Genomic DNA, 26,364 nt, shown 5'->3' with positions numbered 1-26,364 from the left:
GGCCGACGCCGAAGGCGACCTCGACTGGGTCGTCGCGGTCGACTCCACCATCGTCCGTGCCCACCAGCACGCCGCCGGGGCCCGTCAAAAGGGGCCCCGGCCGGCGAGCCGGACGACCATGCCCTCGGACGGTCCCGCGGTGGACTGACCACCAAGATCCACCTCGCCGCCGACAGCCGATGCCGGCCGCTCGCATTCGTCCTCACCCCCGGCCAGGCAGGTGACGCACCCGCGTTCACCGAGGTCATGACCCGGTTACGGGTGCCGCGGCCAATTGGCCGCCCCAGAACCACGCCCGACGTGGTACTGGCCGACAAGGCCTACTCCTCCCGCGCGATCCGAAGCCATCTACGCCGTCGCGGGATCCGGGCAGTGATCCCTCAGCCCTCCGACCAGATCGCCAAGCGCAAGAAGCGAGGCCGGTCCGGCGGCCGCCCTCCGGCGTTCGACCGCGAGGCATACAAAGGGCGTAACACCGTCGAGCGGTGCATCAACAAGCTCAAGCAGTGGCGCGGCCTGGCCACCCGCTACGACAAAACCGCCACCATCTACCTCGCCGGACTCCACCTCGCCGCCATCTTCATCTGGTCAGCGAGGTGATCCGAAAGAAACGGCCTAGGCCTCACAGCAGGTCTCGGCCTTGGCCTTGCCCGTTCCAGAGGGCCGGAGCCGGGCTTACCCCGGTCGTCCGGTGCCCGATCACCGCGTCGACCGGCCCGGATGGCGGTCAGGACACGTGCCTTGCAAAGATTCCGGCCGCTCCCGCTGTCAGACCGCCGCCCCTGCCGGGGCCCGTCGAGTGAAAGAAGTTCTGCGGCGTTGTTTGCCGTGCGAGTGGTGTGCTCGGGGCAGGAAGCGGCTCGGACGGCCGCTCCAAGCAACGACGATTTCGTCGCGGGCGTGAGTGGCCGCCACGAACACCACTGACTTGGCCTGCTGTTCCTCCTAACGATGCCGGTCGGGGCTGGCGAGCCGGTACCGCTCCATGTGCTGGTGCGGGATTCGGCCGTCGCTCACACCCGTGAGGAGAACCCGCTGGAACTCCATGACCTGGCGTTCCTTGATCAGAGCGGTGACGGCTCGCATCTCCGTCTGCCAGTCGGGGGCCCGCCAGAACCAGGGCGCCAGCCGGGACGCGGCCGTGCTGGACGGCGTTGGCGCACAGTTCAGCCACTACGAGAGTGAGCGTGTTATCCGGTTCGGAGTCGTACGACACTCCCCAGGCGTCCAGCAAGTGCTCGGCCATCCGCCACGCGAGCCGGCCCCGCGGCGGCTATGAGCTGAAGCGCATGGTGCGGGGGGACGGATGAGTCACGCCCACCACAGTGGCGGCATGACACGTCACCGACCAGGCAGGACGCGCTGATGAACCGGGCTGTACGAGGTACCCGGGACGTGTAAGCGCAGTGCGGAGCCGCGCTTCCCCGCTCAGGTGTCCAGGTGGTCCACGAAGATGCCGATGAGTATGCGATCGCCGAGACGGGGCTGGGGCAGGCTGAAGTGGACCCGATTGCGGTGCCGTTCCTTCTTGCCATGCCACTCGCAGCGGTAGGTCTCGCCCTCGTGGTCGACGTCCCGCTGCTTCATGATCGAGGATTTGGATCGGGTGTTGGGACTCTCCGGGGACAGGTCCAGGCCGAAACGGCCCAGCTCCGCCTGCACCTGGTGCGGTTGCCCCGAGTGCAGGGCCAGGGCGTCGGCGAAGTGGTCGTGCACCACGCTCAGGAGCCGTACGACCCACTCACGCATCTCCGCGTAGGTGCCGTCGAACTTCCGGAAAGAGAGGGAGTCTGCGAAGACCAGCTGCGGGAAGCTCTGGCGGGCACGGTCGAAGAAGTCCTGCTCCGTGACATTCTCCCGTTCGAAGAGGGAGCGCCAGAACTCGAAGAGCGCGGACGCCACGACGAGGTGGAAGACCTCCTCAGTCGCCGCCTCACCCGTCGCCCCGTCGATCGCGGAGACCGGGAGCCAGCCGCGGCGGTCTTCGGCCGGGAAGACCAGGCATGCGACGTGGTGCCGCTGCCGCGTCCGCCACCAGGCGTAGCAGAGGGACCAGGCGAGGTCCCGACCGTCACCCGCTACGTCGACGTGGTCGGGCAGGCCGGGCACGTCCGTGTCCCAGGTGGGGCAGCGATCCATGAGACGGATCATTCTCAGCCGCGCGTCCCGTCCAGCGCGCGGCGTCTCCCCCTCGTACAGGACGTCGTAGAGCTCACGGTCGTCTGCGCACTCCACCTCCATCCACAACGGCGAGACGGCGACCGCCTGCTGTTCGGATAACTCCTCCAGCGTGTCGCTGAAGTCGTCCAGCAGGTCCGTCAACCGTTCCTCCGCCAGCCCTCGGAAGTCGAAGGACGACTCGTCCACGACGATCCGGTACGGCTTACCGCCCCCTGCGCCTGGCACGTGCCAGCCTCCCCAAGTCCTGTTCGATCTGGTCGAAGAAGCCTGGCGGCCACTCGGTCAGTTCGCCCTTCACGGTGAACTCGATGGGTGCGGAACCGGCTTCCTCCTCGCCGAAGTAGTGCACGACCGCATCCTCGGATCGCAGGCTCCGCTCCTCCGCCACGGCCAGCCGAGCTCCGTTGAGCACGTGGTCGCTGTGTGTCTCCACGATCACCTGCGCTCCGGCTCCGGCGACCCGAGCCAGGAAGCGGCCCAGCTTGGACTGACCACCGGGATGGAGGTGTGCCTCCGGATTCTCGACGATCAGCAGGTCTCCGGGACCGGTGAGGAGACCAGCGACGATCACCGGCAAGGCGTAGGAGAATCCGAAGCCCATGTTGGCCGGGCGGATCGGCCCGCTCAGCAGTCCCGGTTCCTGGAAACGGATAGTGCTCGCTGTGATGCCTGGCGGCCACTGCGCAGTGATCTTGATGGGACGGATGATGTCGGAGGCCCAGGTCTCCACCTGTGTGCGCAAGGTCGTGACGTTGTGGGTGTTACGGGTCGTCGGGTGGAGCAGCGGCTCACGCACCGCCCGGGTCTCGTGCAGGGCGAGTAACTGCGCGGTGTACTGCCCCTGCACACCGACTCCGATGAGGTCGGGATGCTCGGCGGAGACGCCGAGTTGGTCGCGGGGACCGAGGCGCTCGGCGCACAGATAGGTGAACGCGGCTCCTTGGCCTCGCAGTTCCGCCGGTGGTGGCCCGCTGTCATCGGCCACCCGCAGGTAGAGCGCCTGCTCGTCGGGGACCGTGAAGCGGTGCACACTCGGCACCTGCGTGCCGTCACCGCCGATCTGGATCTCGATGGTGGAGTCGGGAGCGTCGGGGTGAAGCACCTCGTGTGCTTCGCCCAGCGCGAGTCCGTAGGGTCCGTTGAGCTGTACCACCCGGCCGGCCGACGCGTCAGCGAGCTGGCGGGTCAGCAGCAGGCTCTGGATGGTGGTGCTCTTGCCCGTGCCGTTGAGTCCGGTCAGCACGGTGAGGGGGCGCAGGGCGAAGGACGCGTCGGTGAAGCGTTTGAAGTGCCGGACGCGCAGAGAGGTGATCACTTACCAGCCTCCGCAGCCTGGGCGGTGACGTCGAACCGGAGCATCACCCGGCGGACGTCACCCGTCGAGGAGGTGATGGCTTCCAGGTACTGGTAGTCGTTCGTCATCAGGAAACGCGCGGCATCCACGATCGCCTCGCGGCGCCGTTCGAGGTCTGCGGTCTCGTACTTGGCGAGGGTGATCGACCAAGCCTCGAAGAGTGCCCGGTTGATCGGGTTCCGGCCGGACGAGTCCAGCGGCCATTTACGGAACGCCTGCTCGTCGAAAACCAGACGGGCGTTCGCCATGGCCTTGCGGAACGCCTCCAGGAGGTCTCCTACCCTGGCGTCGTTCACGTCCTTCACATTGTCCAGCATGATGGTGGTGCGCTGGAGGAAGGGGTCCATCGCGGCATACTTCGCGTAGCCGTCCGTACCCATCAGCCAGAATGCGGCAAAGCGCAGGGCCATCTCCCGGTCGTTCATCCGGATGTGGCCGCCCATGTTGTTAGTCGCCGCATTGAACTCCGCGGTGGAGGTCATCACCCGCAGTATGGTCCGGCTGCGCTCCCTGCTCATGCAGTGCCGGATCTCCTGCGCGTTCAGCGGCGTACCGCCCGTGTTGATGCGCTTGAAGATGTCGTACATGACATCCGACGGCGTCGTCGGGTCGATGACGTTCGTGACGATTTGGGTGTTGTAGATGCGCCGCTTCCACGGGGCGGGAAGGTCCTCGAAACGCTTGCCCTCCACTGCGCTCTGGAGGTACTCCAGGCCCTTCAGCTCGAATCCGCGCTCGTCTCCCCCGCGGACGAAGTCGCGGATGGTCGACAGGCGCTGGAGGCCGTCGACCACGCGCATGAGCCCGTCCGTGTCCTCGGCGAAGTAGAAGGCGGGAAGCGGGATCTGCAGTAGCACCGACTCGATGAGCCGGGACTTCTGCACCGGCTTCCATACGATGCCGCGCTGGAAGTCCGGGGCCAGCTCAAGGGACCCGTCCTCGATCATGTCCAGTGCGTTACGCAGCGAGAACTGCTTGGTGTTGACCCGGATCTGTTCCGGATTCCACGGCCGGGCGATCTCCGGTGGCGCGTCCTCCGCCTCGGTCTCCGCCTCGACTCCGGTACCCGTGTCGAGGAAGTGTTCCTCCGTGATCTTCGGCGGCTTTGGGATGTCCGAGGTCGTCATGCGGCGATCGTAGCCGGGCGGCTCGCTCGGACGCGTGGGGAATCAGGCAGGGCCCCAGCCCATGTTCAGGCCCGTGGAGTCCTTGAGGACCTTGTTCAGCGCTTCAACCTCTCCGCGGTCCTCGAAATGGGCACGGGGAAGGTGTTCCGACGCGAGAGGGCCGGTGCCGTGCAGGACGTCGTCGTACGCCGACGCCGCGGCGGTGCCCAGCAGGAGGTCCGTGGCCTGGTCGAAGTGCACGTGCTCCGCCGGCCATCGGTAGTCTCCTCGACTCCCCTCGAACACGGGAAACAGCCATCACATGTCCCGGTCGGGGTCGAGGAACCTGACCGCCCGGTCGCCCAGGAAATTGACTAGGTGCAGCACGTCCGGGCGGGCATCTCCCTCAAGGCGCTTGGTGCGCAGTTGGGCTACTCCCGTTGCAGCATCGCCTCGTCCGGTCAGGGGGAGAGGCCGGCTTCGGAAGTGGGAGCCGCCTGGGACTTCCGGCCGCAGCAACGGGCACGATCGTGCAACAGTCGAAAGGTCATTCGCCCAGGTCAGCGACCCGCAGCTGCCCATCGACGCAGGTTACAGGACCAGCTGATCTCTCCCGGGACATCTGAGTCCCGGTCAGAACCGGAGCCGCCGTACGGCCTTGAGCTGCTGACATGCATGCCAGAAGGAAGTGCGGCGGCTCCAGGGATTCTGTGGGGCTTTGAGGCCTTCTTGCCCCATGCTCCGCCGCACGGGCGCCGTGCGAGATCGGCCTCGACGATCTCGTCCACACCCAGGTCGGCCACCCTTTGGCGCCCGGCCGGCCCGTGCACCACGGCTCGGACCCGCAGGGGCGCCCACCGAGAGGCCTCCAGCAGGGACGTACCGCAGATCCCGGCCGCGCCCCCACGACCGCGAGCAAGGGCAGCTCCTCACCGCGCACCGTTTCCGATCCGGACCATGCCTCGTCTCCTCTCACTGGCGCCGCAGGGAGTCGTCGGTCGGATCGACGGCTGGATCACGTGACGAGGACGATCTTCCCCGTGGTGCGGCCGGTCATGATCTGCCGATGGGCGGCAGCGGCTTCGCGCAGCGGGTGGGTGCCGGCGACGAGGACGCGCAGTCGCCCCGTCTCCGCGGCTTCGGTGAGCCGTAGGCGCGCGGCGGCGCGGATGTCCGTGCCGGGGTCCGCGCCGGGCCCACCGCCCAGGAGCTTGATGCCGGCCCGGGCCCCGCGTTCGAACGCCGCGACGGTCGCGACACGGGACCGGTCCGCCACGAACTCCACCGAGACGTCCACGGCCTCGTCGGTGCCCACCAGATCGGCCGCCGCGTGGACGCCCTCCGGCGCTGCCGCACGTACCCGGTCGGCCAGACCGGGCCCGTACGCGATCGGAATCGCCCCCAGCTCGCGCAGCAGGTCGTGCTTGGCCGGGCTCGCCGTGCCCAGCACCGTGGCGCCACGCTCGACGGCCAGTTGCACGGCCATCAGGCCGACGCCTCCCGCGGCGCCGTGGATCAGCACCGAGTCGTTCTCGCGCAGGCCGATGGCTTCGAGAACGTGCACCGCCGTGACGCCGGCGACCATCAGCCCGCCGGCCTGCTCCCAGGAGAGGCCGGCGGGCTTCGGCACCACAGACGTGGCCGGGACGACGAGTGCGGCGGCGTACGCGCCGGGCGCTCGGTAGGCGATCACTTCGTCGCCGACCTCGATCGGGCCGGCGGGACCGGTCGCGCCGGCGCCCACCGTGGTCACCACACCCGCGGCTTCGGCACCGAGTCGCATCGGCAGGTTCGCCGGATCGGTTCCGAAGGCGCCGCTGTACACCTTGTGATCGAACGGGTTGACGCCGGCGGCGCGGACCTCGATACGCACCTGGCCCGGCCCGGGCTCGGGTACGGAGACATCGGTCACCGACAGCACTTCGGGACCGCCGTAGGCACGCGCTATCACTGCTTCGCTCATGCCGGTGGACAACCCGGTGCCGGAGGGGCTTGATTCCCCCTCGCGGGTAAGTTTTTGAGCGGAGCGCTCCGCTCCGATAAGTTGGCGGAGGGGGATCACGCCGACACGGAGGACACATGAACGCCACGACGAAGCCGACGGCCCTGGTGAGCGGCGGCAGCCGGGGAATCGGCGCTGCCACCTCGCGGGAACTCGCGGCTCGCGGCTACCGCGTCGCCGTCAACTACTTCTCGAACCGTGAGGCGGCCGACCAGGTGGTCGAGCTCATCGAGGCCGACGGCGGTGAAGCCTTCGCCGTGCAGGCCGATGTGTACGACCCGGTTCAGGCGGCCGGACTGCTGGAGCGCTCGGCGACCGACGGGCGCCTGGACGTCCTGGTCTGCAATGCCGGTGCCCGCTTCACCCCCACCCCCGTGCAGTCCCTCGCCTGGGACGACTTCAGGGCGAAGGTGACGGACGAGCTGGCTTCCGTCTACACCCTCACCCAGCGGGCACTGGGGCTCATGGGCGCCCGGAGGCAGGGCCGCATCGTGTATGTCTCCAGCGCGGTGGCCGACGGTCCGCCCGCCCCGGGCATGGCCGCCCATGGCGCCGCCAAGGCCGCCCTGAACACCTTCGCGCGCTTCGTCGCGTACGAGGCAGGGCCGCTCGGCATCACCGTCAACGTCGTGGCGCCGGGGTACGTCCGCACCGAGAGCAGCGCGCGCATGCCGCAGGAGTTCCAGCGGCGGCTGGCGGAGAACACCCCTCTGGGGCGGGTCGCGGAACCGGACGACGTGGCCCGGGCGATCGCCATGCTCGTCGGTGAGGAAGCGGGCTTCGTCACCGGCGAGGTGCTCACCGTCGACGGTGGGCACGGCGTGGCACGACGGTAGGGGAGAATGCGTGTCCATGGGTGACACGCAGACCGGCAGGCCGCGCGGCCGACGACAGGAGGCGGACCGCAACGACGCCCGTCTCATGCGGGCCGCGCGCGAGGTCTTCGCCGAACTCGGCTGGGACGCCCCCGTCTCGGAGATCGCCCGTCGGGCCGGCATCGGCATGGGCAGTCTCTACCGGCGTTACCCGAGCAAGGAACTGCTGGCTCAGCGGATGCGCATCGCGGGGATGGAACAGCTCGTCGCCCAGGCACGCGCGGCCCTCGCCGAGGAGCCGGACCCCTGGGCGGCGTTCACCCGCTTCCTGCGGGACGCGCTCTCGGCCCAGGGTGCGGGCGGTCCGCTGCTCCCCCTGGTCGGCGGCCGGCTGCCGGCCACGGACGAGATCGTGGCCGCCGCCACCCAGCTCCGGGCCGCCCTCGACGACCTGGTGGACGGCGCGCACCGCGCCGGAGTCCTGCGCGCCGACTTCAGCTCCGCCGACATCCCCTTGCTGCTCGAACACCTCACCGCGCGCATCCCTGTCACCGACGAGCGCGCCACCGCGCTCCACCTGCGGTACCTGGACCTGGTCCTCGCCGGGCTGCACACCTCGGCCCCCGACCGAGCCGTCGCGTTGCCGGGCCCGGCACCGGACTGGGCCGAACTGCGCGGGTTGTGGAACGCGTCTGAGGAGTGAGGGCGCGGGGGCGACCCCGGAAGCGGCGCAGCAGAGAATGCGTGCAGCTTCCGGGCAATCACCCTCCAGCGTCTCCCCCCGTCAGCTCCGGAGGGGAAAGCGAGTTACGGCATGCTGCGGCCTCGCCCCCCGGCCCGCCCCCGTGCGCCTCGGAAGGGGTGCGGTGGCATTTCGCGGGGCATTCCGTGTGCGTTCAGTGGCCGGGGCCACGGGCGGTGGGCCGCCGTTCGGGTGAGCCGTCGGGGGCCGGGGGCGCGCGGAATCCAAAGGGATACGCGCCCGTGGCGGCTTTCTCGCGGGCGAGAGGACCGATGCGAAGTGGCAGCCTGCTGTCCGCCTCGCCAGACTGAAACCGATGGTTCCTGATCAGGAACGATCCGGTCGACCATTGGCGATCCATACGTCCTCAGGAGATGGAATGGTGGAGCAGTCCTCCGAGGTCCCCATATCCAGGCCCGACGAACCTGCCGTCACCCTGAGCGACACCGGGCCGGACAGGACGCGGACCGAGCTGAAACTCGCGGAAACACTGGCCGAGGTGACCGGCTGCGACGACGTTCCGGCCGAAAGTCACTTCTTCAACGACCTCGGTGCGAATTCCCTGGTGATGGCCCAGTTCTGCGCGCGGCTGAGGAAAAATCCGGATCTTCCCTCGCCGTCCATGCGGGACATCTACCGGCATCCCACGATTCGGAGCCTGACGGCGGCCCTCGTACAGGCCGCTGCCGCCGATACGGCCGCGCCCTCACCGGAGCCCACGGCGCCCCCCGCTCCGGTGGCGCGCGCGAGCCGCGCCCACCATCTGTTGTGCGGGACGGCCCAGCTACTGATCTTCCTGGTGTATTCCCTCGTCTGGGGATTCGTCACCGCCCGGGGGTACGACTGGATAGCGGCCGGTACCGGGTTCGTCGGCATCTATGTGCGGTCGCTGCTGTTCGGCGGCATCGGTTTCCTCACCCTGTGCATATTTCCGGTCATCGCGAAATGGCTGCTCGTCGGCCGCTGGAAACCGGGTGAGTTCCCCCTCTGGGGGCCGGCGTATCTGCGTTTCTGGTTCGTGAAGGTGCTGCTGCACGCGAATCCGATGGTGTTCTTCGTCGGGACCCCTCTGTATGTGCTGTATCTGCGGGCCCTGGGCGCGCGGATCGGCAAGGGCGTCACGATCCTCTCCCGTTCCGTCCCGGTCTGTACCGACCTGCTGACGATCGGCGCCGGGACGGTGATCCGCAAGGACTCGTTCTTCCTGTGCTACCGGGCCCACGCCGGCCGGCTCCAGACCGGCCGGGTCACGCTCGGCCGGGACGTGTACGTCGGCGAGAAGACCGTCCTGGACATCGACACCTCGCTGGGCGACGGCGCACAACTGGGCCACTCCTCCGCGCTGCACAGCGGCCAGGCGGTGCCGGACGGCGAGCGCTGGCACGGCTCCCCGGCGGAGCCCACCGAGGTCGACTACCTGCGGGTCGCGCCGGCCAGGTGCGGCACCGTGCGCCGGGCCTGGTTCGGCGGCCTCACGCTGGTGCAGACGATCTTCCTGTACATACCGCTCACCCTCGGCGGCGTGTACATGGTGTTCACCGAGATCCCGGCGATCGGCAAGCGGCTCGATCCGCAGACGGCGGTGCTGACCCGGCCGGAACTGATTCCGGACGCGCTCGGCGTCTCGCTGGCCCTGTTCTCCGGCTTCCTCGTCCTGGGCCTCGTCGCCCTGTACACCGTTCCCCGTCTGCTGGGTCTGTTCGTCAAACCCGACCGGGTGTATCCGCTCTACGGATTCCACTACACCCTGCACCGGGCGGCGGCGCGTATGACGAACATCAAGTTCTTCCCCTGGCTCTTCGGTGACAGTTCGTACATCGTGCATTATCTGCGCGGGCTCGGCTACAACCTGTCACGGGTGGAGCAGACCGGTTCAAATTTCGGCACCGAGATGCAGCACGAGACGCCTTTCATGGTCACGGTCGGCAGCGGAACGATGGTGGCCGACGGACTCTCCGTCATCAACGCCGACTATTCCAGCACGTCCTTCCGGGTGTCCCGGGTGGAGATCGGGCCGCGCAATTTCCTGGGAAACAACATCGCCTATCCCGTGGGCGGCAGGACGGGTGAGAACTGCCTTCTCGCCACCAAGGTGATGATTCCCCTCGACGGCAGGGTACGGGAAGGCGTAGGACTGCTCGGTTCGCCGTGTTTCGAGATTCCCCGCTCGGTGGAACGGGACGCCCGGTTCGATCATCTGCGGGAAGGCGACGAACTGCACCGCCACCTCAGCGCGAAGAACCGCTACAACCTGCGCTCGATGGCCCTGATGCTGTGCGTGCGCTGGTTCCTCGTCTTCGCGCTCACCCTGTTCGGACTCGTCTCCGTGGACCTGTACGGCGTGGTCGGACACGTGGTGATCGCCCTGTACCTGGCCATGACGCTCGCGTTCTCCACCGGCTATTACATCCTCGTGGAGCGCTGCCTGACGAGGTTCCGCGCACTCAGCCCCCAACTGTGTTCCATCTACCACCCGATTTTCTGGTGGCACGAGCGCGTGTGGAAAATGCCGAGCCATTATCTCAACATCTTCAACGGGACTCCTTTCAAGGCCTTGGTCTGGCGACTTCTGGGAGTGCGCATCGGCCGCCGCGTGTTCGACGACGGCTGCTACCTGACCGAACGCACCCTGGCCACCATCGGTGACGACTGCACGCTCAACGCCGGAAGCAAGATCCAGTGCCACTCCCAGGAGGACGGCACGTTCAAGTCCGACGTCAGCACGCTCGGCAGCGGCTGCACGCTCGGCGTCGGCGCCCATGTGCACTACGGCGTGACCATGGGCGACGGCTCGGTGCTGGCACCCGACTCCTTCCTCATGAAGGGCGAGGAAGTCCCCCCGAACGCGCAGTGGGGCGGCAACCCGGCCGTGGACATGCCGGGGATCGGCAGCCGGCCCGGCTGCGCGGGCCGGGCCCTGGAAACGAACGACGCCCCCGCGTCCGTCACGAGGTGAGGAAGGCCATTCGATGGAAACGCGCGTGGAAGCGGTGGAAGCGGACCGGGAGTTCTGGAGCCGTGTGCTGACCGCAGGCGGCGGCACCGCCGTACCGCGGTGGGTCCGCGAGCCGGCCCGGGGAGCCTCGGAGCAGGAGACGCCGGTCCCGGACGACGTGGTGACCTCGGTACGCGCACTGGTGCGGCGGTCGGGAATGCCGCTCAGCGCGCTGCTGCTGGCGGCGCACGCCAAGGTGCTGGCCGCGCTGTCCGGCGAGCCGGAGGTCGTGACGGGGTACACCGCCGGAGTGCGCGGCGAGCCGCTGCCGTGCCGCCTGACCGTGCCCCCGGGGTCCTGGCGGGCCCTGGTGTCGGCCGCCGAGCGCGTCGAGGCGGAGGTGCTGGCGCACCGGGAGTTCCCGGTGGCGGAGCTGCGGCGGGAGCTGGGGCTGACCGAGCCGTCGTACGAGGTCGTGTTCGGCGCGATGGGCGCCGAGGAGGACCACGCCGACGACGGTGTGCTGCATGTGCGCTGGTGCGACCGGGGCGGCCGGCTGAAGCTGCGCCTGCGGTACCGCACGGACGTGCTGGACGCGGAGAGCGCGGACCGTATCGGCGGCTACCACCTGAGGGCGCTCCGGCTGCTGGCGGCCGATCCGGACGCCGACCACACCCAGCAGAGCCTGCTGTCGGCCGAGGAGGTGCGGGAGCAGCTGGAAGGGCTGGCGGGGCCGCCCCGGGCGCTGCCGGACGCACGCGCGCACGAACTGTTCGAGCAGCGGGTGCGGGCGCGTCCAGAGGCGGTCGCCGCGGTGCACGGCGAGCGGGAGTGGACGTACGGGGAGCTGAACGCGCGCGCCAACCGGCTGGCCCGGGCGCTGCTGGCCCGCGGGCTGGGCCGGGAGGACGTGGTCGCCGTCGTCACCGAACGCAACCTCGACTGGCTGGCGGCGACGCTGGCGGTGTTCAAGGCGGGCGGGGCGTATCTGCCGATCGAGCCGCACTTCCCGGCCGGCCGTATCGCGGCGACGTTGTCGCGGGCGGAGTGCCGGCTGGTCCTGACCGAGTCCGGCAGCACCGAGACCCTCGACCAGGCGCTGGCCACCGTACCGGGAACCGAGAAGCTGCTGGTCGAGACGGCGTACGCGGAACCGCACGCCGATGACGACCTCGGTGTGCGGGTCGATCCCGGCCAGCTGGCCTACATCTTCTTCACCTCCGGCTCCACCGGCGAGCCGAAGGGCGCGATGTGCGAGCACGCGGGCCTGCTCAACCACCTGTACGCCAAGATCGACGACCTGGGGATCGGCGAGGGCTGCGTGGTGGCGCAGACGGCCCCGCAGTGCTTCGACATCTCCCTGTGGCAGCTGGTGTCCGCGCTGCTGGTCGGCGGGCGGACCCTGCTGATCGGCCAGGACGTCGTCGTGGACGTGGAGCGGTTCGTCGACACGCTGGTGCGGGGCCGGGTCGCCGTGACCCAGCTCGTGCCCTCCTACCTGGAGGTCGTGGTCTCGTATCTGGAGCAGCACCCGCGGGCGTTGCCGGACCTGCGGTGGGTGTCGGTGACCGGTGAGGCGCTGAAACGGGAGCTGGTGCAGCGCTGGTTCGCCCTCCAGCCGGAGATCAGGCTGCTGAACGCCTACGGACTCACGGAGACCTCGGACGACACCAACCACGAGGTCCTGGACGGCGTACCCGACCGGGTGCTGCTGGGGCGCGCGGTCAACAACGTGCGCGTGTACGTCGTGGACGAGCAGCTCGCGCTGGTGCCCCTGGGCGCTCCCGGGCTGATCGCGTTCTCCGGCGCCTGCGTGGGCCGGGGGTACGTCAACGATCCCGAGCGGACCCGGGAGGCCTACCGGACGGACCCGTACCGGCCCGGGGAACGGCTGTACCTGGGCGGTGACTGGGGCCGCTGGCACCCCGGCGGCAAGCTGGAGTTCCTCGGCCGCCGGGACAGCCAGGTCAAGATCCGCGGCTTCCGGATCGAGATCGGCGAGATCGAGAACACCCTGCTGCGGGTGGACGGGGTGCGGGACGGTGCGGTGGTCGTCGTCGAGCGGGGCGGCGGGAACACGCAGCTGATCGCCTTCCACACCGGCCGGCGTCACGAGCCGGACGTGCTGCGCGAGGCGCTCGCGGCGGCGCTGCCCGCCTACATGGTCCCCGCCGCCTTCCACTGGCGGGAGGGCCTGCCGCTGACCGCCAACGGCAAGATCGACCGGAAGGCCCTGACCGCCGAGGCCACGCGGACGGACACCGAACCGGGCGCGGCGGAGAGCGAGGACAGGGACGCGCTCAGCCCGACCGAGCGGCGGCTGGCGGCGGCCTGGGCCGAGCTGCTGGGCGTGCCCGAGCACCGGATCGGCCGGACGGACCACTTCTTCGACTCGGGCGGCACCTCCCTGTCGGCCGTCAAGCTCAGCATCGCCCTCGACCGCGCGGTCTCCCTGCGGGACATCACCCGGCACCCCGTGCTCGCCGACCTGGCCGCCCTCCTCGACGGCGCCGCCCGGCAGCGCCCGGAGCTGCTCCAGCCCCTGTCGGAGGCGGGCGGCACGCCGGAGTGCGCGCTGGTCTGCTTCCCCTACGCGGGCGGCAACGCGGTGAACTACCGGCCGATGGCGGCCGCCCTGGCGGGCAGCGGCCTGGCGGTCCTCGCGGTGGACCTGCCCGGCCATGACCTGGCGGCCCACCAGGAGCCGTTCGCGTCGATCGCGGACGTCGCCGGGCAGGTCGCCGACGAGATCACGGCGCGCGGCCTGACTCGGGTCATGCTGTGGGGCCACTCGTCGGGCGCCGCGCCGGCCCTGGAGACGGCCAGGACGCTCCAGGAGCGCGGTGTGCGGGTGACGCGGGTGTTCCTCGGGGCGCAGCTGCTCGGCACGGCCGCCGAGCGCGCCGCCGCCGTCGCCGAGCTGACGAGCCTGAGCGACGCGGAGATCGCGGCGCGGCTGACCGCGGACAGCGGCTACACCGAACTCGCCGAACTGAACGCGCGGCACGCCGAGCACATCGGTGCCGCCTACCGGCACGACTGCGTCTGTGCCCACCGCTACTTCCAGGCGGTCCTGGAAGCCCCGCCGCCGGTGAAGCTTTCCGCGCCGGTCTCGGTGGTGATCGCCGCCGACGACCCGCACACGACCGGCCACGCCGACCACCACCGTGACTGGCTGCTCCTGGCCGAGCACGTGGATCTGCACGAACTGGCCGACGGGGGCCACTACTTCCTCCGCACCCGTCCGGCCGAGGCCGCGCACGCCGTCCAGAGCGCGGCCGTCCCCCTGGCCTCCACCTGACCCGTACGTCCACGCGACGGGCGACCGAAAGGAAACCGAGATGCCGTCCTCATCCCTTGCAGCACCACTCGAGGTGGAGCTGCGGCCGGACAGACCCGCGCTGCTGCGCGTCGACCGGCCCACCGACGCCGCGAGCTGGGCGGCCGCGCACCGCGAGGCGTTGCGGGCACAGGTCACCGAGCACGGGGCGCTGCTCGTGCGCGGGCTCGGCCTGAAGGACGCGGACCAGGCCGGTGCCGTCTTCGCACGGCTGGCCGGCACGCTCATGCCGGAGCGGGAGGCGTTCGCCCCCCGGGAGTCCCACGGGCAGGGCCTGTACTCCTCCACGCCCTGGCCGGCCAACCAGCCGATGTGCATGCACCACGAGCTGAGCTACCAGCTGGAGGTGCCCGGCCTGCTGATGTTCGCGTGCCTGACCGCGCCGGAGCAGGGCGGGGCCACCGCGGTCGCCGACGCCGGGCAGGTGCTCGACGCCCTGCCCGCCGAGCTGACGGAGCGGTTCGAGCGGGAGGGCTGGCTGCTGACCCGCACCTACAACGAGGAGATCGGGGCGTCCCTGGCGGAGTCGTTCGGCACCGACGACCGCGCCGGGATCGAGCGCTACTGCCGGGCCAACGCCATCGACTGCCACTGGCAGGACGACGGGTCGCTGCGCACCGAGCAGCGCCGCCGCGCCGTCGTACGGCACCCGGTCACCGGCCGGCGGTGCTGGTTCAACCAGATCGCCTTCCTCAACGAGTGGACGCTGGCCCCGGAGGTGCGCGAGTACCTGGTGGACGAGTACGGCGCCGACAGCCTGCCGTTCAACACCCGGTACGGCGACGGCAGCCCGATCGGCGAGGACGTCGTCCAGCTCCTGAACGCCACCTACGAGGGGCACACCCGGCGCGAGCCCTGGCAGGCCGGTGACGTGATGCTCGTGGACAACATCGGCACCGCGCACAGCCGCGAGGCGTTCACCGGCGAGCGGCAGGTGCTGGTCGGCATGGCCGAGCCGCGACGCCTGGCCGACTCCTGCGCGACGGGGGAGGCGAGCCGGTGATGACCCACATGCTGTCGACCGCCACCGAACCCGCCACGCCCCACCCGGGATCGGCGCCCACCTTCGCGGTGATCTCCGGCAAGCAGGTGGACCAGGCGCTCAACGGGCGCGAGAAGGAGCTGGTGGAGCTGGTCGAGGCCACCTACCGGCTGCACGGCGCCGGGGACTCGGTCAACCCGCCCTCGTACTTCCTGCGCTTCCCCGACCGTCCGACCGCCCGGATCATCGCCCTGCCCGCCTCCATCGGCGGCTCGACGCGGGTGGACGGCCTGAAGTGGATCTCCAGCTTCCCGGACAACGTGCGGGCCGGGCTGCCCCGGGCCTCCGCGGTGCTGGTCCTCAACGACCACGACACCGGCTACCCGTTCGCCTGCCTGGAGAGTTCCGTCATCAGCGCGACCCGGACCGCGGCCTCCGCCGCGCTGGCGGCCGACTGGCTCAGCCGCACCCGCAGCCGCCCCCGCCGCGTCGGGTTCTTCGGCACCGGCCTGATCGCCCGGTACATCCACACGTTCCTGGCCGGGACCGGCTGGACCTTCGACGCCGTCGGTGTGCACGACGTGTCCGCCGACAGCACCGCCGGCTTCTGCGGCTATCTGCAACAGGCCGGCGCCACCGGGCGGGTCACCGTTCACGACAGCGCCGAGGACCTGGTCCGCTCCAGCGACCTCGTGATCTTCGCGACCGTCGCCGGCCGGCCCCATGTCACGGCCCCGGGCTGGTTCAACCACAACCCTCTGGTGCTGCACGTGTCGCTGCGCGACCTCGCGCCCGAGATCCTGCTCGCCTCGGCCAACTTCGTGGACGACGTCGAGCACTGCCTGAAGGCGGACACCTCGCCCCACCTGGTCGAGCAGCGCACCGGGAACCGCGACTTCCTCAACGGAACCCTCTACGACGTGCTGCAAGGACGGGCCGCCCCGCCCCCCGACCAGCCCGTGATCTTCTCGCCCTTCGGCCTCGGCGTCCTCGACCTGGCCGTCGGCAAGTACGTCTACGACCAAGTGGCCCGGGCGGGAGAACTCCGCCTCGTCGACGACTTCTTCCACGATCTGCGCCGGTACGGCTGAGGCCGTTGCAATCAGCCCTGGGACCAGGAGGCCTGCCGTGCCCGTCATCTCCGCTCCCCACTCCTTCAACGAAGGAAGTCTCTTCGTCGATCTAGAGTCGATTTTCGGTCACCGCCTCTACCTCAAGTGCGAGGGCTTCAACTTCGCCGGCTCCATCAAGTTGAAGGCCGCGAAGGAGATGGTGGAGAGCGCCGAGCGGGACGGATCCCTGACGCCGGATTCCATCCTCGTGGAGTCCTCGTCCGGAAACTTGGGCGTCGCGCTCAGCATGATCGCCGCCAGCAAGGGCTACCGGTTCCTGTGCGTGACGGACCCCCGGTGCAACCTGTCGACGAAACTGCTGATGGAGGCCCTCGGCAGCCACGTGCACGTCGTGACCGACCTGGACGCGGGCGGCGGCTTCCTGGGCTCGCGGCTCGAATACGTCCGCTCACTGTGCGCGTCCGACGACCGCTATGTGTGGCTCAGCCAGTACACCAACGCGGGGAACTGGCGAGCGCACTTCCGCACGACGGCACCCGAGATCGCCCTCCACTTCCCGCGCCTGGACGTGCTGTTCGTCGGGACGGGCACCGCCGGGACCCTGATGGGCTGCGCGCGCTACTTCCGCAAGTGGCACCGGCCGGTGCGGATCGTCGCCGTGGACAGCGTGGGCTCGGTGGCCTTCGGCGGCACGCCCGGCCGCCGGATGATCCCCGGCCTGGGCATGAGCATGCGTCCTCCACTGCTCGACGAGGAGTACGTGGACGAGGTGATCCGGGTGGAGGAGGCGGACACCATCCGCACCTGCCACCGCCTGGCCCGGCGGGGCTTCCTGTTCGGCGGCTCCACGGGGACCGTGGTGAGCGCCGCGGCGGACTGGCTCGCCCGGCACGGCACCCGTGACCTCACGGCGGTGGCGATAGCCCCCGACCTCGGTGAGCGCTACCTCGACACGATCTACCAGAGCAACTGGCTCCAGGATCTCTACGGCGAGCACCTGCTCGACTCCGCCGAGGTGCACACCGCCTGGGAGGAGAACTCCGCGTCGCGGGCGCCGGGCCGCCACCGAAGATCGTAGAGAAGAAAGGAGAGTTCAGGAGAGGTACGGCGCCGCCTTCGCCAGCGGTCCACGCACGGCTGACGGGGCGTCAGCCGACCGGTTCCGGAGTGCGGGACCGCCACGGGATCCGGAAGGTGGTCGCCGTGACGATCAGGGCCGAGGCCGCCACCGTGGCCATGCCCACGGTCAGGTTCGCCGCGCCGGCGACGAAGCCGATCAGGGCGGGACCGGCCAGCAGGCCCGTGGTGCCCATGGCGGCGACCAGCGCCAGCGCGTCCGCACCGTGGCCGGCCGCCGCCACGTACACGCACGGGGTGACGGCCGCCGCGCCGAGGCCGACGCAGGCGAAGCCCAGCAGCGTGGGCACCACTCCCCCGGCGAGCAGGGCCAGGGCGAGACCCCCGGCGGCCACCGCGCTCCCGGCGCGCACCACGCGTCCGTCGCCCCAGCGGGTGCGCCAGCGGTCCGCGCACACACGGGCCAGCAGCATCATCACGGAGACGACCGCGATGCCGAGCGGGGCGACGGTCGCCGACGCCTTGACGACGTCCTTCATGTAGAGCGTCGACCAGTCGTTCATCGCGCCCTCGGTGATCGTGCCGAAGGCCATGGCGCAGCCCATGAGGAGGGTCGTACCGGAGGGCAGGCCCCGGCGGCCACGGCGCTTCGGCTCGTCCGGGGTCGCGGGGTCGGGCTCCCGGTGGGTCAGCAGGCCCGGCCGGGCGCCGACGAGCAGGAGCAGCAACAGGGCCCCGGCGACGGCGAAGTGGGCCGGGACGGACCCGGTCAGCGTGGTCACGCCGGAGGTCAGCAGGGCGGCCCCGAGGAGCCCGCCGCTGAAGGTGGCGTGCAGCTGGGACATGGCCGTACGCCCGTGGGCGCTCTCCAGCGCGGCGCCCTGGGCGTTCATGGCCACGTTGAGACAGCCCACCGCGACACCGTCGGCGCACACGGCGAGCAGCGCGAGCGGGTAGTTCGGTACGGCGGACAGGGCGGCCAGTACGGCGATCAGGGCCGCGGCGGAGGCGAGGGACAGCAGGCGGGAGCCGAGCCGCCGCATCAGGACGGCGACCAGCGGGAAGGAGGCCGCCGCACCGGCCCCGCAGGCCATCAGCAGCAGACCCACCTCGCCGGCGCCCAGGTCCAGCCGGGTCTTGAGTGCGGGCAGCCGGGAGATCCAGGTGCCGTACTGGAAGCCGAGGAAGCAGAACAGCGCCGCGATCGACCACTTGGCGCGCTGGAAGGAGGGTGCGGTCATCAGCTCGCCTTCCGCAGGGCGGCGACCTGCGCCGACATGTAGACCGCGCCGCTGCCGTAGCCGGCCGGCACACGCGCCTCGTGGTGGGGGCGGTAGCCGTTGGCCCGCCAGAACGGCTCCTTGCCGGCGATCGCGACCAGCGACATGGTCGCGAAGCCCCGGGCGCGGGCCGCGTCCGTGAGGTGCCGGACCAGGCGGGTGCCCAGGCCCCGGCGCCGCAGGGGCGCGCTGACGACCAGGTCGTGCAGGTGGAGGTTGGTGGCGTGGTGGGCGACCTGTTCCGGGCGGGTCAGGTCGGGACAGTGGAACCGCCGGTAGGGCAGGGCGAGGACATAGCCCGCGATCCGGCCGTCGAGGTCCAGCACGAAGCTGGTGCCGGCCGAGGCCCGGGACCGCAGCCCGGCCTCGCCCTCCGTGAGCGAGGTGTCCGCGTACGCCCCGGCCTCCAGGGCGGCGACCTGGGGCCAGTCGGCCTCGGTGATGCCCCGTACGAGGCCTGTCATGTCAGTGGTGTCCTTCCTGGCCACGGGTGCACACGCACGGCAGCGGGCGGATGCCGTTGAACCCCTCGGTCATGTAGCTGCTGGCGTAGGCGCCGGCGGAGAGGATCCACACCGGGTCGCCGGAGCCGACGGACCGGGGCACGCGCACCGGGTACCGGCCGTCGCCGTAGGCGTCGTCGCTGTCGCAGGTGGGGCCGGCGACGATCGCGGGCACGTGCTCCTCGGTCTCCCGCCCCGGGAAGACCAGCGGGTGGGTCACCTGGTCCATCTCGTACAGGCCGTTGAACTTGCCCACGCTCAGGTACAGCCAGCGGGCACGCCCGCCGCCCGGCTGCGTCCGTTCGGTCAGCCGGACCACGTGGGCGCGGATCATGCCGTGATCGGCGACCAGGTGACGCCCCGGCTCCAGCACGAAGTCGAGCGGGGCGGCGGCCAGCGCGTTCAGGCGTTCCATGCCCTCGCGGAGCACGGTGAAGATCTTGTCCAGCGGCGGATCGAGCGGGTTGCCGCGCCGGTCGAGATAGCCGAGCGCGGGCAGGCCACCGCCGAGGTTGACGTGGTCGGGTACGATCCCCTGCCCGGCCAGCGCCGTCAGGGTCCCGGCGAGGGTGTCCACGGCCTGCTGCCAGGCCTCGCCGGTCATCTGCTGGGAGCCGACGTGCACGGACAGGCCCGCCGGGACGAGGCCGGCCGCGCGGGCCGTGCTCAGGACGCGGACGGCGTCGTCCGGTGCGCACCCGAACTTGCGGTTCAGGCCCCACAGGGCGCCCTCCCCGCTGGTGGCCAGGCGGCAGAACACGCGGGCGCGGGGCGCGTGCGCGGCGATGGCGGTGACGTCCTCGACGCTGTCGGTGGCGAACGTACGGACACCTAGGCGGTGGGCTTCGGCGATGTCCTGGTCGGACTTGACTGTGTTGCCGTAGTGGATGCGGTTCGGCGGCGCGCCGGCGTTGAGGGCCTGGGTGATTTCGGCGGGGCTCGCCGCGTCGAAGCCGGCGCCTGCGGCGGCCAGTGTGCGGAGGACTTCGTCGACCGGGCAGGCCTTGAGTGCGAACCGGATGCGGGTACCGGGCAATTCGTCGAGCAGGGTGGCGTATTGGTGCTCTATGCCGGTGAGGTCGTAGAGGAGGCGGTCCGTGGTGACGGTGCGGGTGCGTCGTGGTTGAGCGCGCAGTTCCCCGCGCCCCTTCAGGGCGCTCATGCGCGGGCCGCTTCCATGAGTGCGGGCCAGGCCTCGATCAGGTCGGCGAAGGATTCGATGTCCTGCTCGGCCTCGTCCAGTAACCCGGCCCGCTCCGCCGCGAGTTGGTCCGCGAAGGCCGCGTACCGGCCGCCCAGTTTGCGGTACGCCGTGTCGATGCGGTCCAGGCGCCAGATGTTCTCCGTGCGGTCCCGGGCCGTGCTCTCGCGCAGGAAGTCCACGATCCGGTCGGGGCGGACCTGGTGCCGGTCGTCCAGCAGACCCGCGCCCTCGGCCGCCATCCGGTCGTAGACGTCGTGGAAGTAGAGCATCGAGAGGAGGAACTTCACGAACCGGCGTTGGTAGGCCGGGAAGCCGGTGTCGGTGCGGCGTTCGGGGGTGTGGAAGTTCTCGATGTGGCGGTTGTGGAGGATGCCGGGCAGGCCCGCGTCGTGGACGAGGTGCAGGAGGAAGTAGTCGCTGCCGATGGTGTCGGTGGCGGGTGGGAGGGGGACGCGCTCGTACACCGCGCGGTCGAAGGCGACGTTGCACATGTCGACGCGCATGGGGTCGACCAGGGTGAGGGTCGAGTCGTCGCCGGTGAAGGGGGCGGTGCCCGCGCCGGTGAAGGACTCCTCGACCAGCGCGCGTGTGCGGTCCTCCGGCCAGTCGCCGGGTGCCCAGAGGCTGACCACGTCGTGGTAGACGCCCTCGTCCAGGCGCCGTATCTCCCCGATGTCCACGGAGAGTTCGCCGATGAAGGAGGCCCCGGCCAGGGAGACCGGGCGGTGGGACAGCGCCGGGGCGAGGTCGGTGCGGGTGACGGCGGCCGCGGCCGCGGCGGCGGGACGGCCGAGCCAGGGCAGCTCGTGGTGGACGGGGAACACCGGTCGTCCGGCGTGGAGTTGGTAGGTGCTGTCGGAGTCGCGGCGGTGCACCGAGTCGCAGCCGAGGGCGGCGGCCAGCAGGAAGGCGCGGTTGGTGCAGGCGCCGTAGGAGACGGCGGGCGGGAGCAGGAGGTGGAGCAGGCGGTCCCGGTCCGGCAGGCCGGTGCGCTCGATCGTGCGGCGCAGCCAGGCGCGTTGCCGTTGCTCGTCGTAGTGGTGGACGGTCACGCCCCGGTGTGCGGGCAGGGCGGCGACCGTGCGGGTGTGCTCGGCCCGGGTGCGGTCGTCGGCGGAGTCCAGGATCAGCAGCTGGACGTCGGCATCGAAGTGCCGGGCCGCGTAGGTGGCTTCGGCGTGCAGGGCGGTGATGGTGGCGGAGCAGGCCCGGTTGGTGGGCAGGGTGAGGCAGACGCGGTTCACCGGGCACCTTCCGCGGCGGCCCAGGAGTCGAGGCCGAGCAGCCTGCGCCCCAGGTCGTTCAGTTCGGCGGGGCCGTAGCGGAGGGCTTCGGGCCTGCGGGCGTCGCCGAGCAGGGTGGCGTTCCAGTCCGGGGTGGCGAGGGTGCGCCAGGACTCCACGCGGGAGTCGCGCAGGGCCGTGTGGTCCTCCAGCGCGGGCATCATCGACAGGTACTGGACGGCTCGGACAGCGTTGTCAGAGAGGTTGGGCGCGACGCCGTGGGCGAGCAGCCCGTTGAAGATCAGCAGGTCGCCGGCCTGGAGGTCGGGGCGGACGACCGGGAACTCGGCGCGGTCGGTGTTCGGGCGGACCGGGTCGCGGCCGGACGGCTGGGCGACGCGCCACTCCTCGAAGCGGCGGAAGAGTTCGGGCGCGCACTGGAAGCCGCCGAGTTCGGGGCGGGTGTCGGTGAGCGCGATGATGCCCTGCACGCGCTGCGGCAGCACGGCGAGGGTGGTGTCGACGTCCCAGTGCAGCTCGATGTCGAAGCCCTCGTCGGTGGGCTCGATCAGGGAGCGGGAACGGGTGTGCCTGTTGGGCGGGTTGAGGTTCAGGCGGTCCAGGGTGACCCACAGTTCCGGGCTGTCCCAGACGTCCACGAAGGCGTCGTGGACGCGCTGGCTCTGCCGGCTGTCCCAGATGAGCTGGTGGTGGTAGGCCTCGACGAAGCCGTAGATGTAGAGGTGCCGGTCGAGTTCGGAGCGGAACTCCGGTTCCTCGTACCAGGTGTCGGGGCGGTCGGGTTCGAGCCCCTGGAACTCCCAGGCGAAGTCGAGGAGGGCCTTGGCCTCGCCGGGGGTGATGGCCTCGCGTACGACGACGTAGCCGTACGTCTGCCAGAAGGCGAAGTCCTCCTCCGACAGCACGCGCAGCGGCTGGGTCTTCTGGAGGTCGCGCAGGGGGGTCGGGGCGAGGTAGGTCTCGCCGTCGGCGCTGAAGTAGGGGCGGCTGGTCGCCGCGCGGTGGAGGAAGGGGTGGGGCGTCTGCATGCGATTCCTCTGGAACTGGAACACAGGTGCGGTTGAGATCCGGGAAAAGAGCAAGATCGAGTGGGCCGCCCGCTGCGGCGGGCGGCCGGTGAGCCCGTGTGTCAGCCCGCGACGACGGCTTCCGCCGCCGCCACACCGCAGACCCGGGCGGCGCCGTACGTGGCGATGTGCGGGGCGCCGCGCGGCGGGGCCTGGGGCAGGCCCATCTCGACCACGACCGTGTCGGGCCGGGCGGCGAGCAGGGTGTCGAGCGCGGAGCGCATCCAGTCGTGCCGGTGCTCGTCGCGGACCACGGCGACGATCCGGCGGCCGCCGGCCGCGGCGAGGACGGCGGCACCGGCGCCCTCGCCGGTGAAGGAGCCGGAGGCACTGCCGGGCAGCAGCCGCTCCAGCTCGGCGGCGACACCCCAGGGGGTCTGGTCGCCGACGGCGATGTTCGGGGCCGGGTTGAACTGGGCGACGTACACCGGTGCGGTGACCGGTGCGGCGGCGCCCGCGCGGGTCACGGTCAGCGCGCGGCGGGCCGCGACCAGGCCGATCTCCGGGTCGGCCGGGGTCTTCTGCGCGTCGCCGCGGGCCGCGACGGTCCAGGCGGCCAGGTCGCGGACCCGGGCCGCCGCGTCGGCGAGCCGCTCCTCGGGCAGTTCGCCGGAGCGTACGGCGGCCACGAGCGCGTCCCGGAGCTTCAGCACGGTGCCCTCGTCGCACAGTCCGCCGCCCACGCAGATGGCGTCGGCGCCGGCCGCGATGGCGAGGACCACGCCGTGCTCCAGGCCGTAGGTGCCGGCGATCGCCCGCATCTCCATGCCGTCGGTGACGATCAGGCCCTGGTAGCCGAGTTCGCCGCGCAGCAGATCGGTGAGGACGCGCCGGGACAGGGTGCCGGGGCGGTCGGGGTCCAGGGCCGGGACGAGGATGTGCGCGCTCATGACGGCCCGGGTGCCGGCGGCGATGGCCGCGCGGAACGGGGGCAGTTCGCGCTCGTACAGCGTGTCGGCGTCGACGTCGATGCGGGGTACGGCGTGGTGGGAGTCGACGTTGGTGTCGCCATGGCCGGGGAAGTGCTTGGTGCAGGCGGCGACGCCGGTGGACTGGAGGCCCTCCACCCAGGCGGCGGTGTGCCGGGCCACCAGGTCGGGGCTCGCGCCGAAGGAGCGGACGCCGATGACGGGGTTGTCCGGGTTGGCGTTGACGTCGGCGGAGGGCGCCCAGTCGAAGGTGACGCCGCAGGCGGCCAGGCGCCGGCCCAGTTCGCGCGAGACGGCCCGGGTGAGGTCGGGGTCGTCGACGGCGCCGAGGGCGTGGTTGCCGGGGAAGGAGGAGCCGGTGCGCACGTCGAGGCGGGTGACGTCGCCGCTCTCCTCGTCGATGGCGACCAGCAGGTCGTCGCGTTCGGCGCGCAACTGCCGGGTGAGCGCGGTGACCTGCTCCTCGCTGACGACGTTGCGGCCGAACAGGGCGACGGAGGCGAGGCCCTCGCCGAGGCGGCGGCGCACCCAGTCGGGCGCGGTGGTGCCGTCGAACCCCGGTTGCAGCACCGCGAGGGCGTCCCGGGTCAGGGCGTCGCCCGCGGCGGAGCCGCTGCCGGATGCGGTGGTGGCGTGGGTGGTCATCGGGGGCGTCATCCCTTCACGGCGCCGTCGGTCAGACCGCTGACAGCCTTGCGTTGCAGGAAGATGAAGAGGATCAGGATGGGCAGCGCGAACAGGGACGAGGCGGCCATGGTGGCGCCCCAGTCGTCGCCGAAAGCGGTCTGGAACTGGGACAGCCACAGCGGCAGGGTCTGCTTCTCGACGTCCTTGTTGAGGATCAGGACGAGCGGGAACTCGTTCCAGGCGGTGATGAAGCCGAACAGCGAGGTCGCCATCAGGCCGGGCGCGAGCAGCGGGAAGATCACCTTGACGAAGGCCTGGGTGCGGGTGCACCCGTCGACCATCGCCGACTCCTCCAGCTCCTTGGGCACGGCGGCGACATAGCCGCGCAGGGTGAGGATGGTCAGCGGGAGCACCATCATCGTGTAGAAGACGGTGAGCGGGACGAGGCTGTCCAGCATGTCGTTGTCGCGGACGATCATGTAGATGGCGATGATCATGACCTCCCAGGGGGCCATCTGCGCCAGCATGAACGTCACGATGAGACCGCGCCGGCCCCTGAACCGCATCCGCGCGAGGGCGAAGGCCGCGAACAGGGCGATGACGAGCGAGAAGACGACCGACAGGACCGTGACGGTGACGGAGTTGAGGACCAGGGTCCAGAAGTGGTCGGCGTCGACGGCCTTCTTGAAGTGGTCGAGGGTGGCGTTCGTCGGGAACCACACCGGGTCGTCGGCGATGATGTCGCCGGTCGGCTTGAAGGCCGTGGCGAACATCCAGTAGACGGGGAACACGAAGCCGACGAAGAGGACGACGGCGGTCGCGTTGGGCCAGAGACGGCCGAAGAGCGAGCGCTTCACAGCTCGTCCTCCTCTTGCTTGAGCACCATGCGCAGGTAGTACGAGGTGATGACGAGCAGGACCAGGATGGTCAGGAAGGAGATCGCCGCGCCGAGTCCGAAGTGCTGGTTGCCGACGCCCTCGACGTAGGCGTAGATCGGCAGGGTCTCGGTGAGGTGGTCGGGGCCGCCCTCGTTCATCGCGAAGATCTGCGCGAAGGCCTTGAAGACCCAGATGACTTCGAGGAACGTCGTGGCGTACAGGAACGGCCGCAGGAAGGGCAGGGTCACCGAGGTGAAGCTCTTCCAGGCGCCGGCGCCGTCCAGGGAGGCGGCCTCGTACAGCTCTTTGGGGATCGTGGTGGTGGCCGCGTAGAGGTTGATCGCCACGAAGGGTATGGACTGCCAGACGATGAGCAGGGTGACCACGGCGAAGGTGGAGAACTGGGTCTGGAGCCAGTTGTGGTCGGCCATGGAGTGCCAGCCGAGCTTGTCCAGCACCCAGTTGACGACGCCGAAGCGCTGGGCGAACAGCCACTGGTAGACGGTGGTGGCCGCGACGACCGGCATGGCCCAGGCGAGGACGAGGCCCACCATGAGCAGCAGCCGCATCTTCTTGCCGAGGCGGGCGAGCAGCAGCCCGACCAGGGTGCCGACCGCCATGATCAGTACGACGTTGACCGCGGTGAAGACGACGGAGCGCTCGACGACGCGCCAGAAGTCCCCGCCGGTCAGTACCTCCCGGTAGTTGTCGACGCCGTTCCACTCGGTGAGGTGCTGGATGAGCTGGCGCGGGTTGAGGTTCTGGAACGACAGCATGCCGTTCTTGACCAGGGGCCAGCCGAGCAGCACCACGGTGGCCAGCAGCGCGGGCAGCAGGAGCAGGTAGGGGGCGGCGGCTCGGCGGCGGGACGGGCCGTCGGCGGTGCGGCTGTCACCGCGCGGCGGGGCCGGCACCCGGGCCTTGCGGACAGCGGGCTCCCCGGCCGTGTCCGTGCCTTCGGTCTGCACTGACATGAGTTGCCATCTCTTCCGTGGCCGTACGGACGACACAGGTGAGCCGGGGGC

The 26,364-nt window shown here is 70.6% G+C and carries 21 protein-coding genes and 1 pseudogene; 8 read left to right on the top strand and 14 right to left on the bottom strand.

All coding sequences use genetic code 11. The annotated features are described in order from the left end of the window. Window positions 1-600, top strand: a pseudogene (locus ACZ4WH_RS29470) (IS5 family transposase); the annotation flags it as partial. A 345-nt stretch (window positions 601-945) separates the two neighbouring features. On the opposite strand, the gene ACZ4WH_RS29465 reads toward ACZ4WH_RS29470, so the two are convergent. The 6 genes from ACZ4WH_RS29465 to ACZ4WH_RS29440 all read right to left on the bottom strand — a co-directional run bounded on the left by ACZ4WH_RS29465 (window position 946) and on the right by ACZ4WH_RS29440 (window position 6,589). After that, window positions 946-1,086: a hypothetical protein gene (locus ACZ4WH_RS29465; RefSeq protein ID WP_468186232.1), complete on the bottom strand. Its 141-nt coding sequence runs from the start codon at window positions 1,084-1,086 to the stop codon at window positions 946-948. A 342-nt stretch (window positions 1,087-1,428) separates the two neighbouring features. Then, window positions 1,429-2,406, bottom strand: a complete 978-nt coding sequence (locus ACZ4WH_RS29460) for a hypothetical protein (RefSeq protein WP_468186229.1) — start codon at window positions 2,404-2,406, stop codon at window positions 1,429-1,431. Beyond that, on the bottom strand, window positions 2,384-3,496 hold the full coding sequence (locus ACZ4WH_RS29455) for an AAA family ATPase (protein ID WP_468186226.1): 1,113 nt from the start codon (window positions 3,494-3,496) through the stop codon (window positions 2,384-2,386). The genes ACZ4WH_RS29460 and ACZ4WH_RS29455 overlap by 23 nt, the downstream gene beginning before the upstream one ends. Beyond that, window positions 3,493-4,662, bottom strand: coding sequence for a GmrSD restriction endonuclease domain-containing protein (locus ACZ4WH_RS29450; protein WP_468186223.1), 1,170 nt, complete (start codon window positions 4,660-4,662; stop codon window positions 3,493-3,495). Before ACZ4WH_RS29450 ends, ACZ4WH_RS29455 begins: the two co-directional genes overlap by 4 nt. Before the next feature lie 42 nt (window positions 4,663-4,704). Further along, on the bottom strand, window positions 4,705-4,902 hold the full coding sequence (locus tag ACZ4WH_RS29445; protein ID WP_468186220.1) for a hypothetical protein: 198 nt from the start codon (window positions 4,900-4,902) through the stop codon (window positions 4,705-4,707). Window positions 4,903-5,656: 754 nt separating this feature from the next. After that, window positions 5,657-6,589: a quinone oxidoreductase family protein gene (locus ACZ4WH_RS29440; protein WP_468186234.1), complete on the bottom strand. Its 933-nt coding sequence runs from the start codon at window positions 6,587-6,589 to the stop codon at window positions 5,657-5,659. A gap of 131 nt (window positions 6,590-6,720) precedes the next feature. Between ACZ4WH_RS29440 and ACZ4WH_RS29435 the strand changes: the two genes are divergently transcribed. The 7 genes from ACZ4WH_RS29435 to sbnA all read left to right on the top strand — a co-directional run bounded on the left by ACZ4WH_RS29435 (window position 6,721) and on the right by sbnA (window position 17,608). Then, window positions 6,721-7,479 carry an SDR family oxidoreductase gene (locus ACZ4WH_RS29435; RefSeq protein WP_468186217.1) on the top strand — a complete coding sequence of 253 codons (759 nt, stop codon included), beginning with the start codon at window positions 6,721-6,723 and terminating at the stop codon, window positions 7,477-7,479. A gap of 16 nt (window positions 7,480-7,495) precedes the next feature. After that, entirely contained in the window at window positions 7,496-8,161 is a 666-nt protein-coding gene (locus tag ACZ4WH_RS29430) for a TetR/AcrR family transcriptional regulator (RefSeq protein ID WP_468186214.1), read from the top strand. A gap of 418 nt (window positions 8,162-8,579) precedes the next feature. Then, window positions 8,580-11,156, top strand: coding sequence for a Pls/PosA family non-ribosomal peptide synthetase (locus tag ACZ4WH_RS29425; RefSeq protein WP_468186212.1), 2,577 nt, complete (start codon window positions 8,580-8,582; stop codon window positions 11,154-11,156). Between the two features lie 13 nt (window positions 11,157-11,169). Beyond that, window positions 11,170-14,436, top strand: a complete 3,267-nt coding sequence (locus ACZ4WH_RS29420; protein WP_468186209.1) for a non-ribosomal peptide synthetase — start codon at window positions 11,170-11,172, stop codon at window positions 14,434-14,436. A gap of 40 nt (window positions 14,437-14,476) precedes the next feature. After that, the gene (locus ACZ4WH_RS29415) at window positions 14,477-15,478 is read left to right on the top strand and encodes a TauD/TfdA family dioxygenase (RefSeq protein WP_468186206.1); all 1,002 of its coding nucleotides are present in this window, start codon (window positions 14,477-14,479) and stop codon (window positions 15,476-15,478) included. Continuing rightward, window positions 15,478-16,548, top strand: a complete 1,071-nt coding sequence (gene sbnB / locus ACZ4WH_RS29410) for a 2,3-diaminopropionate biosynthesis protein SbnB (RefSeq protein ID WP_468186203.1) — start codon at window positions 15,478-15,480, stop codon at window positions 16,546-16,548. The genes ACZ4WH_RS29415 and sbnB overlap by 1 nt, the downstream gene beginning before the upstream one ends. Before the next feature lie 37 nt (window positions 16,549-16,585). After that, window positions 16,586-17,608: a 2,3-diaminopropionate biosynthesis protein SbnA gene (sbnA, locus tag ACZ4WH_RS29405; RefSeq protein WP_468186201.1), complete on the top strand. Its 1,023-nt coding sequence runs from the start codon at window positions 16,586-16,588 to the stop codon at window positions 17,606-17,608. 70 nt (window positions 17,609-17,678) lie between these two features. Here sbnA and ACZ4WH_RS29400 read toward each other — a convergent pair whose 3' ends face one another. The 8 genes from ACZ4WH_RS29400 to ACZ4WH_RS29365 form a co-directional block, all read right to left on the bottom strand. Further along, a complete protein-coding gene (locus tag ACZ4WH_RS29400; protein ID WP_468186198.1) occupies window positions 17,679-18,848 on the bottom strand; it encodes an MFS transporter in 1,170 nt (389 codons plus the stop codon). Continuing rightward, a complete protein-coding gene (locus ACZ4WH_RS29395; RefSeq protein WP_468186196.1) occupies window positions 18,848-19,351 on the bottom strand; it encodes a GNAT family N-acetyltransferase in 504 nt (167 codons plus the stop codon). Before ACZ4WH_RS29395 ends, ACZ4WH_RS29400 begins: the two co-directional genes overlap by 1 nt. Window position 19,352: 1 nt before the next feature. Continuing rightward, a complete protein-coding gene (locus ACZ4WH_RS29390; RefSeq protein WP_468186193.1) occupies window positions 19,353-20,552 on the bottom strand; it encodes an alanine racemase in 1,200 nt (399 codons plus the stop codon). Further along, window positions 20,549-21,838, bottom strand: coding sequence for a DUF6271 family protein (locus tag ACZ4WH_RS29385; RefSeq protein ID WP_468186190.1), 1,290 nt, complete (start codon window positions 21,836-21,838; stop codon window positions 20,549-20,551). The genes ACZ4WH_RS29390 and ACZ4WH_RS29385 overlap by 4 nt, the downstream gene beginning before the upstream one ends. Beyond that, window positions 21,835-22,866, bottom strand: a complete 1,032-nt coding sequence (locus ACZ4WH_RS29380; RefSeq protein ID WP_468186187.1) for a phytanoyl-CoA dioxygenase family protein — start codon at window positions 22,864-22,866, stop codon at window positions 21,835-21,837. The genes ACZ4WH_RS29385 and ACZ4WH_RS29380 overlap by 4 nt, the downstream gene beginning before the upstream one ends. A 101-nt stretch (window positions 22,867-22,967) precedes the next feature. After that, entirely contained in the window at window positions 22,968-24,479 is a 1,512-nt protein-coding gene (locus ACZ4WH_RS29375) for a glycoside hydrolase family 3 protein (RefSeq protein WP_468186184.1), read from the bottom strand. Window positions 24,480-24,487: 8 nt separating this feature from the next. Then, entirely contained in the window at window positions 24,488-25,318 is an 831-nt protein-coding gene (locus ACZ4WH_RS29370) for a carbohydrate ABC transporter permease (protein WP_468186181.1), read from the bottom strand. Then, window positions 25,315-26,313: a carbohydrate ABC transporter permease gene (locus ACZ4WH_RS29365; protein WP_468186179.1), complete on the bottom strand. Its 999-nt coding sequence runs from the start codon at window positions 26,311-26,313 to the stop codon at window positions 25,315-25,317. The genes ACZ4WH_RS29370 and ACZ4WH_RS29365 overlap by 4 nt, the downstream gene beginning before the upstream one ends. Between the last annotated feature and the right edge of the window lie 51 nt (window positions 26,314-26,364).

The sequence above is a fragment of the Streptomyces sp. NPDC029138 genome (genome assembly GCF_055564375.1).
The sequence above is the reverse complement of the archived record's forward strand: the minus strand, read 5'-3'. Positions and strand labels throughout refer to the sequence as shown.

What these genes read in the sequence shown, in the direction of transcription:
- ACZ4WH_RS29395 (WP_468186196.1), bottom strand. Translation starts at nt 19,351, where the DNA reads ATGACAGGCCTCGTACGGGGCATCACCGAGGCCGACTGGCCCCAGGTC.
- ACZ4WH_RS29365 (WP_468186179.1), bottom strand. Translation starts at nt 26,313, where the DNA reads ATGTCAGTGCAGACCGAAGGCACGGACACGGCCGGGGAGCCCGCTGTC.
- ACZ4WH_RS29465 (WP_468186232.1), bottom strand. Translation starts at nt 1,086, where the DNA reads ATGCGAGCCGTCACCGCTCTGATCAAGGAACGCCAGGTCATGGAGTTC.
- ACZ4WH_RS29430 (WP_468186214.1), top strand. Translation starts at nt 7,496, where the DNA reads ATGGGTGACACGCAGACCGGCAGGCCGCGCGGCCGACGACAGGAGGCG.
- ACZ4WH_RS29420 (WP_468186209.1), top strand. Translation starts at nt 11,170, where the DNA reads ATGGAAACGCGCGTGGAAGCGGTGGAAGCGGACCGGGAGTTCTGGAGC.
- ACZ4WH_RS29415 (WP_468186206.1), top strand. Translation starts at nt 14,477, where the DNA reads ATGCCGTCCTCATCCCTTGCAGCACCACTCGAGGTGGAGCTGCGGCCG.
- ACZ4WH_RS29435 (WP_468186217.1), top strand. Translation starts at nt 6,721, where the DNA reads ATGAACGCCACGACGAAGCCGACGGCCCTGGTGAGCGGCGGCAGCCGG.
- ACZ4WH_RS29380 (WP_468186187.1), bottom strand. Translation starts at nt 22,866, where the DNA reads ATGCAGACGCCCCACCCCTTCCTCCACCGCGCGGCGACCAGCCGCCCC.
- ACZ4WH_RS29450 (WP_468186223.1), bottom strand. Translation starts at nt 4,662, where the DNA reads ATGACGACCTCGGACATCCCAAAGCCGCCGAAGATCACGGAGGAACAC.
- ACZ4WH_RS29425 (WP_468186212.1), top strand. Translation starts at nt 8,580, where the DNA reads ATGGTGGAGCAGTCCTCCGAGGTCCCCATATCCAGGCCCGACGAACCT.
- ACZ4WH_RS29400 (WP_468186198.1), bottom strand. Translation starts at nt 18,848, where the DNA reads ATGACCGCACCCTCCTTCCAGCGCGCCAAGTGGTCGATCGCGGCGCTG.
- sbnB (WP_468186203.1), top strand. Translation starts at nt 15,478, where the DNA reads ATGACCCACATGCTGTCGACCGCCACCGAACCCGCCACGCCCCACCCG.
- ACZ4WH_RS29390 (WP_468186193.1), bottom strand. Translation starts at nt 20,552, where the DNA reads ATGAGCGCCCTGAAGGGGCGCGGGGAACTGCGCGCTCAACCACGACGC.
- ACZ4WH_RS29375 (WP_468186184.1), bottom strand. Translation starts at nt 24,479, where the DNA reads ATGACCACCCACGCCACCACCGCATCCGGCAGCGGCTCCGCCGCGGGC.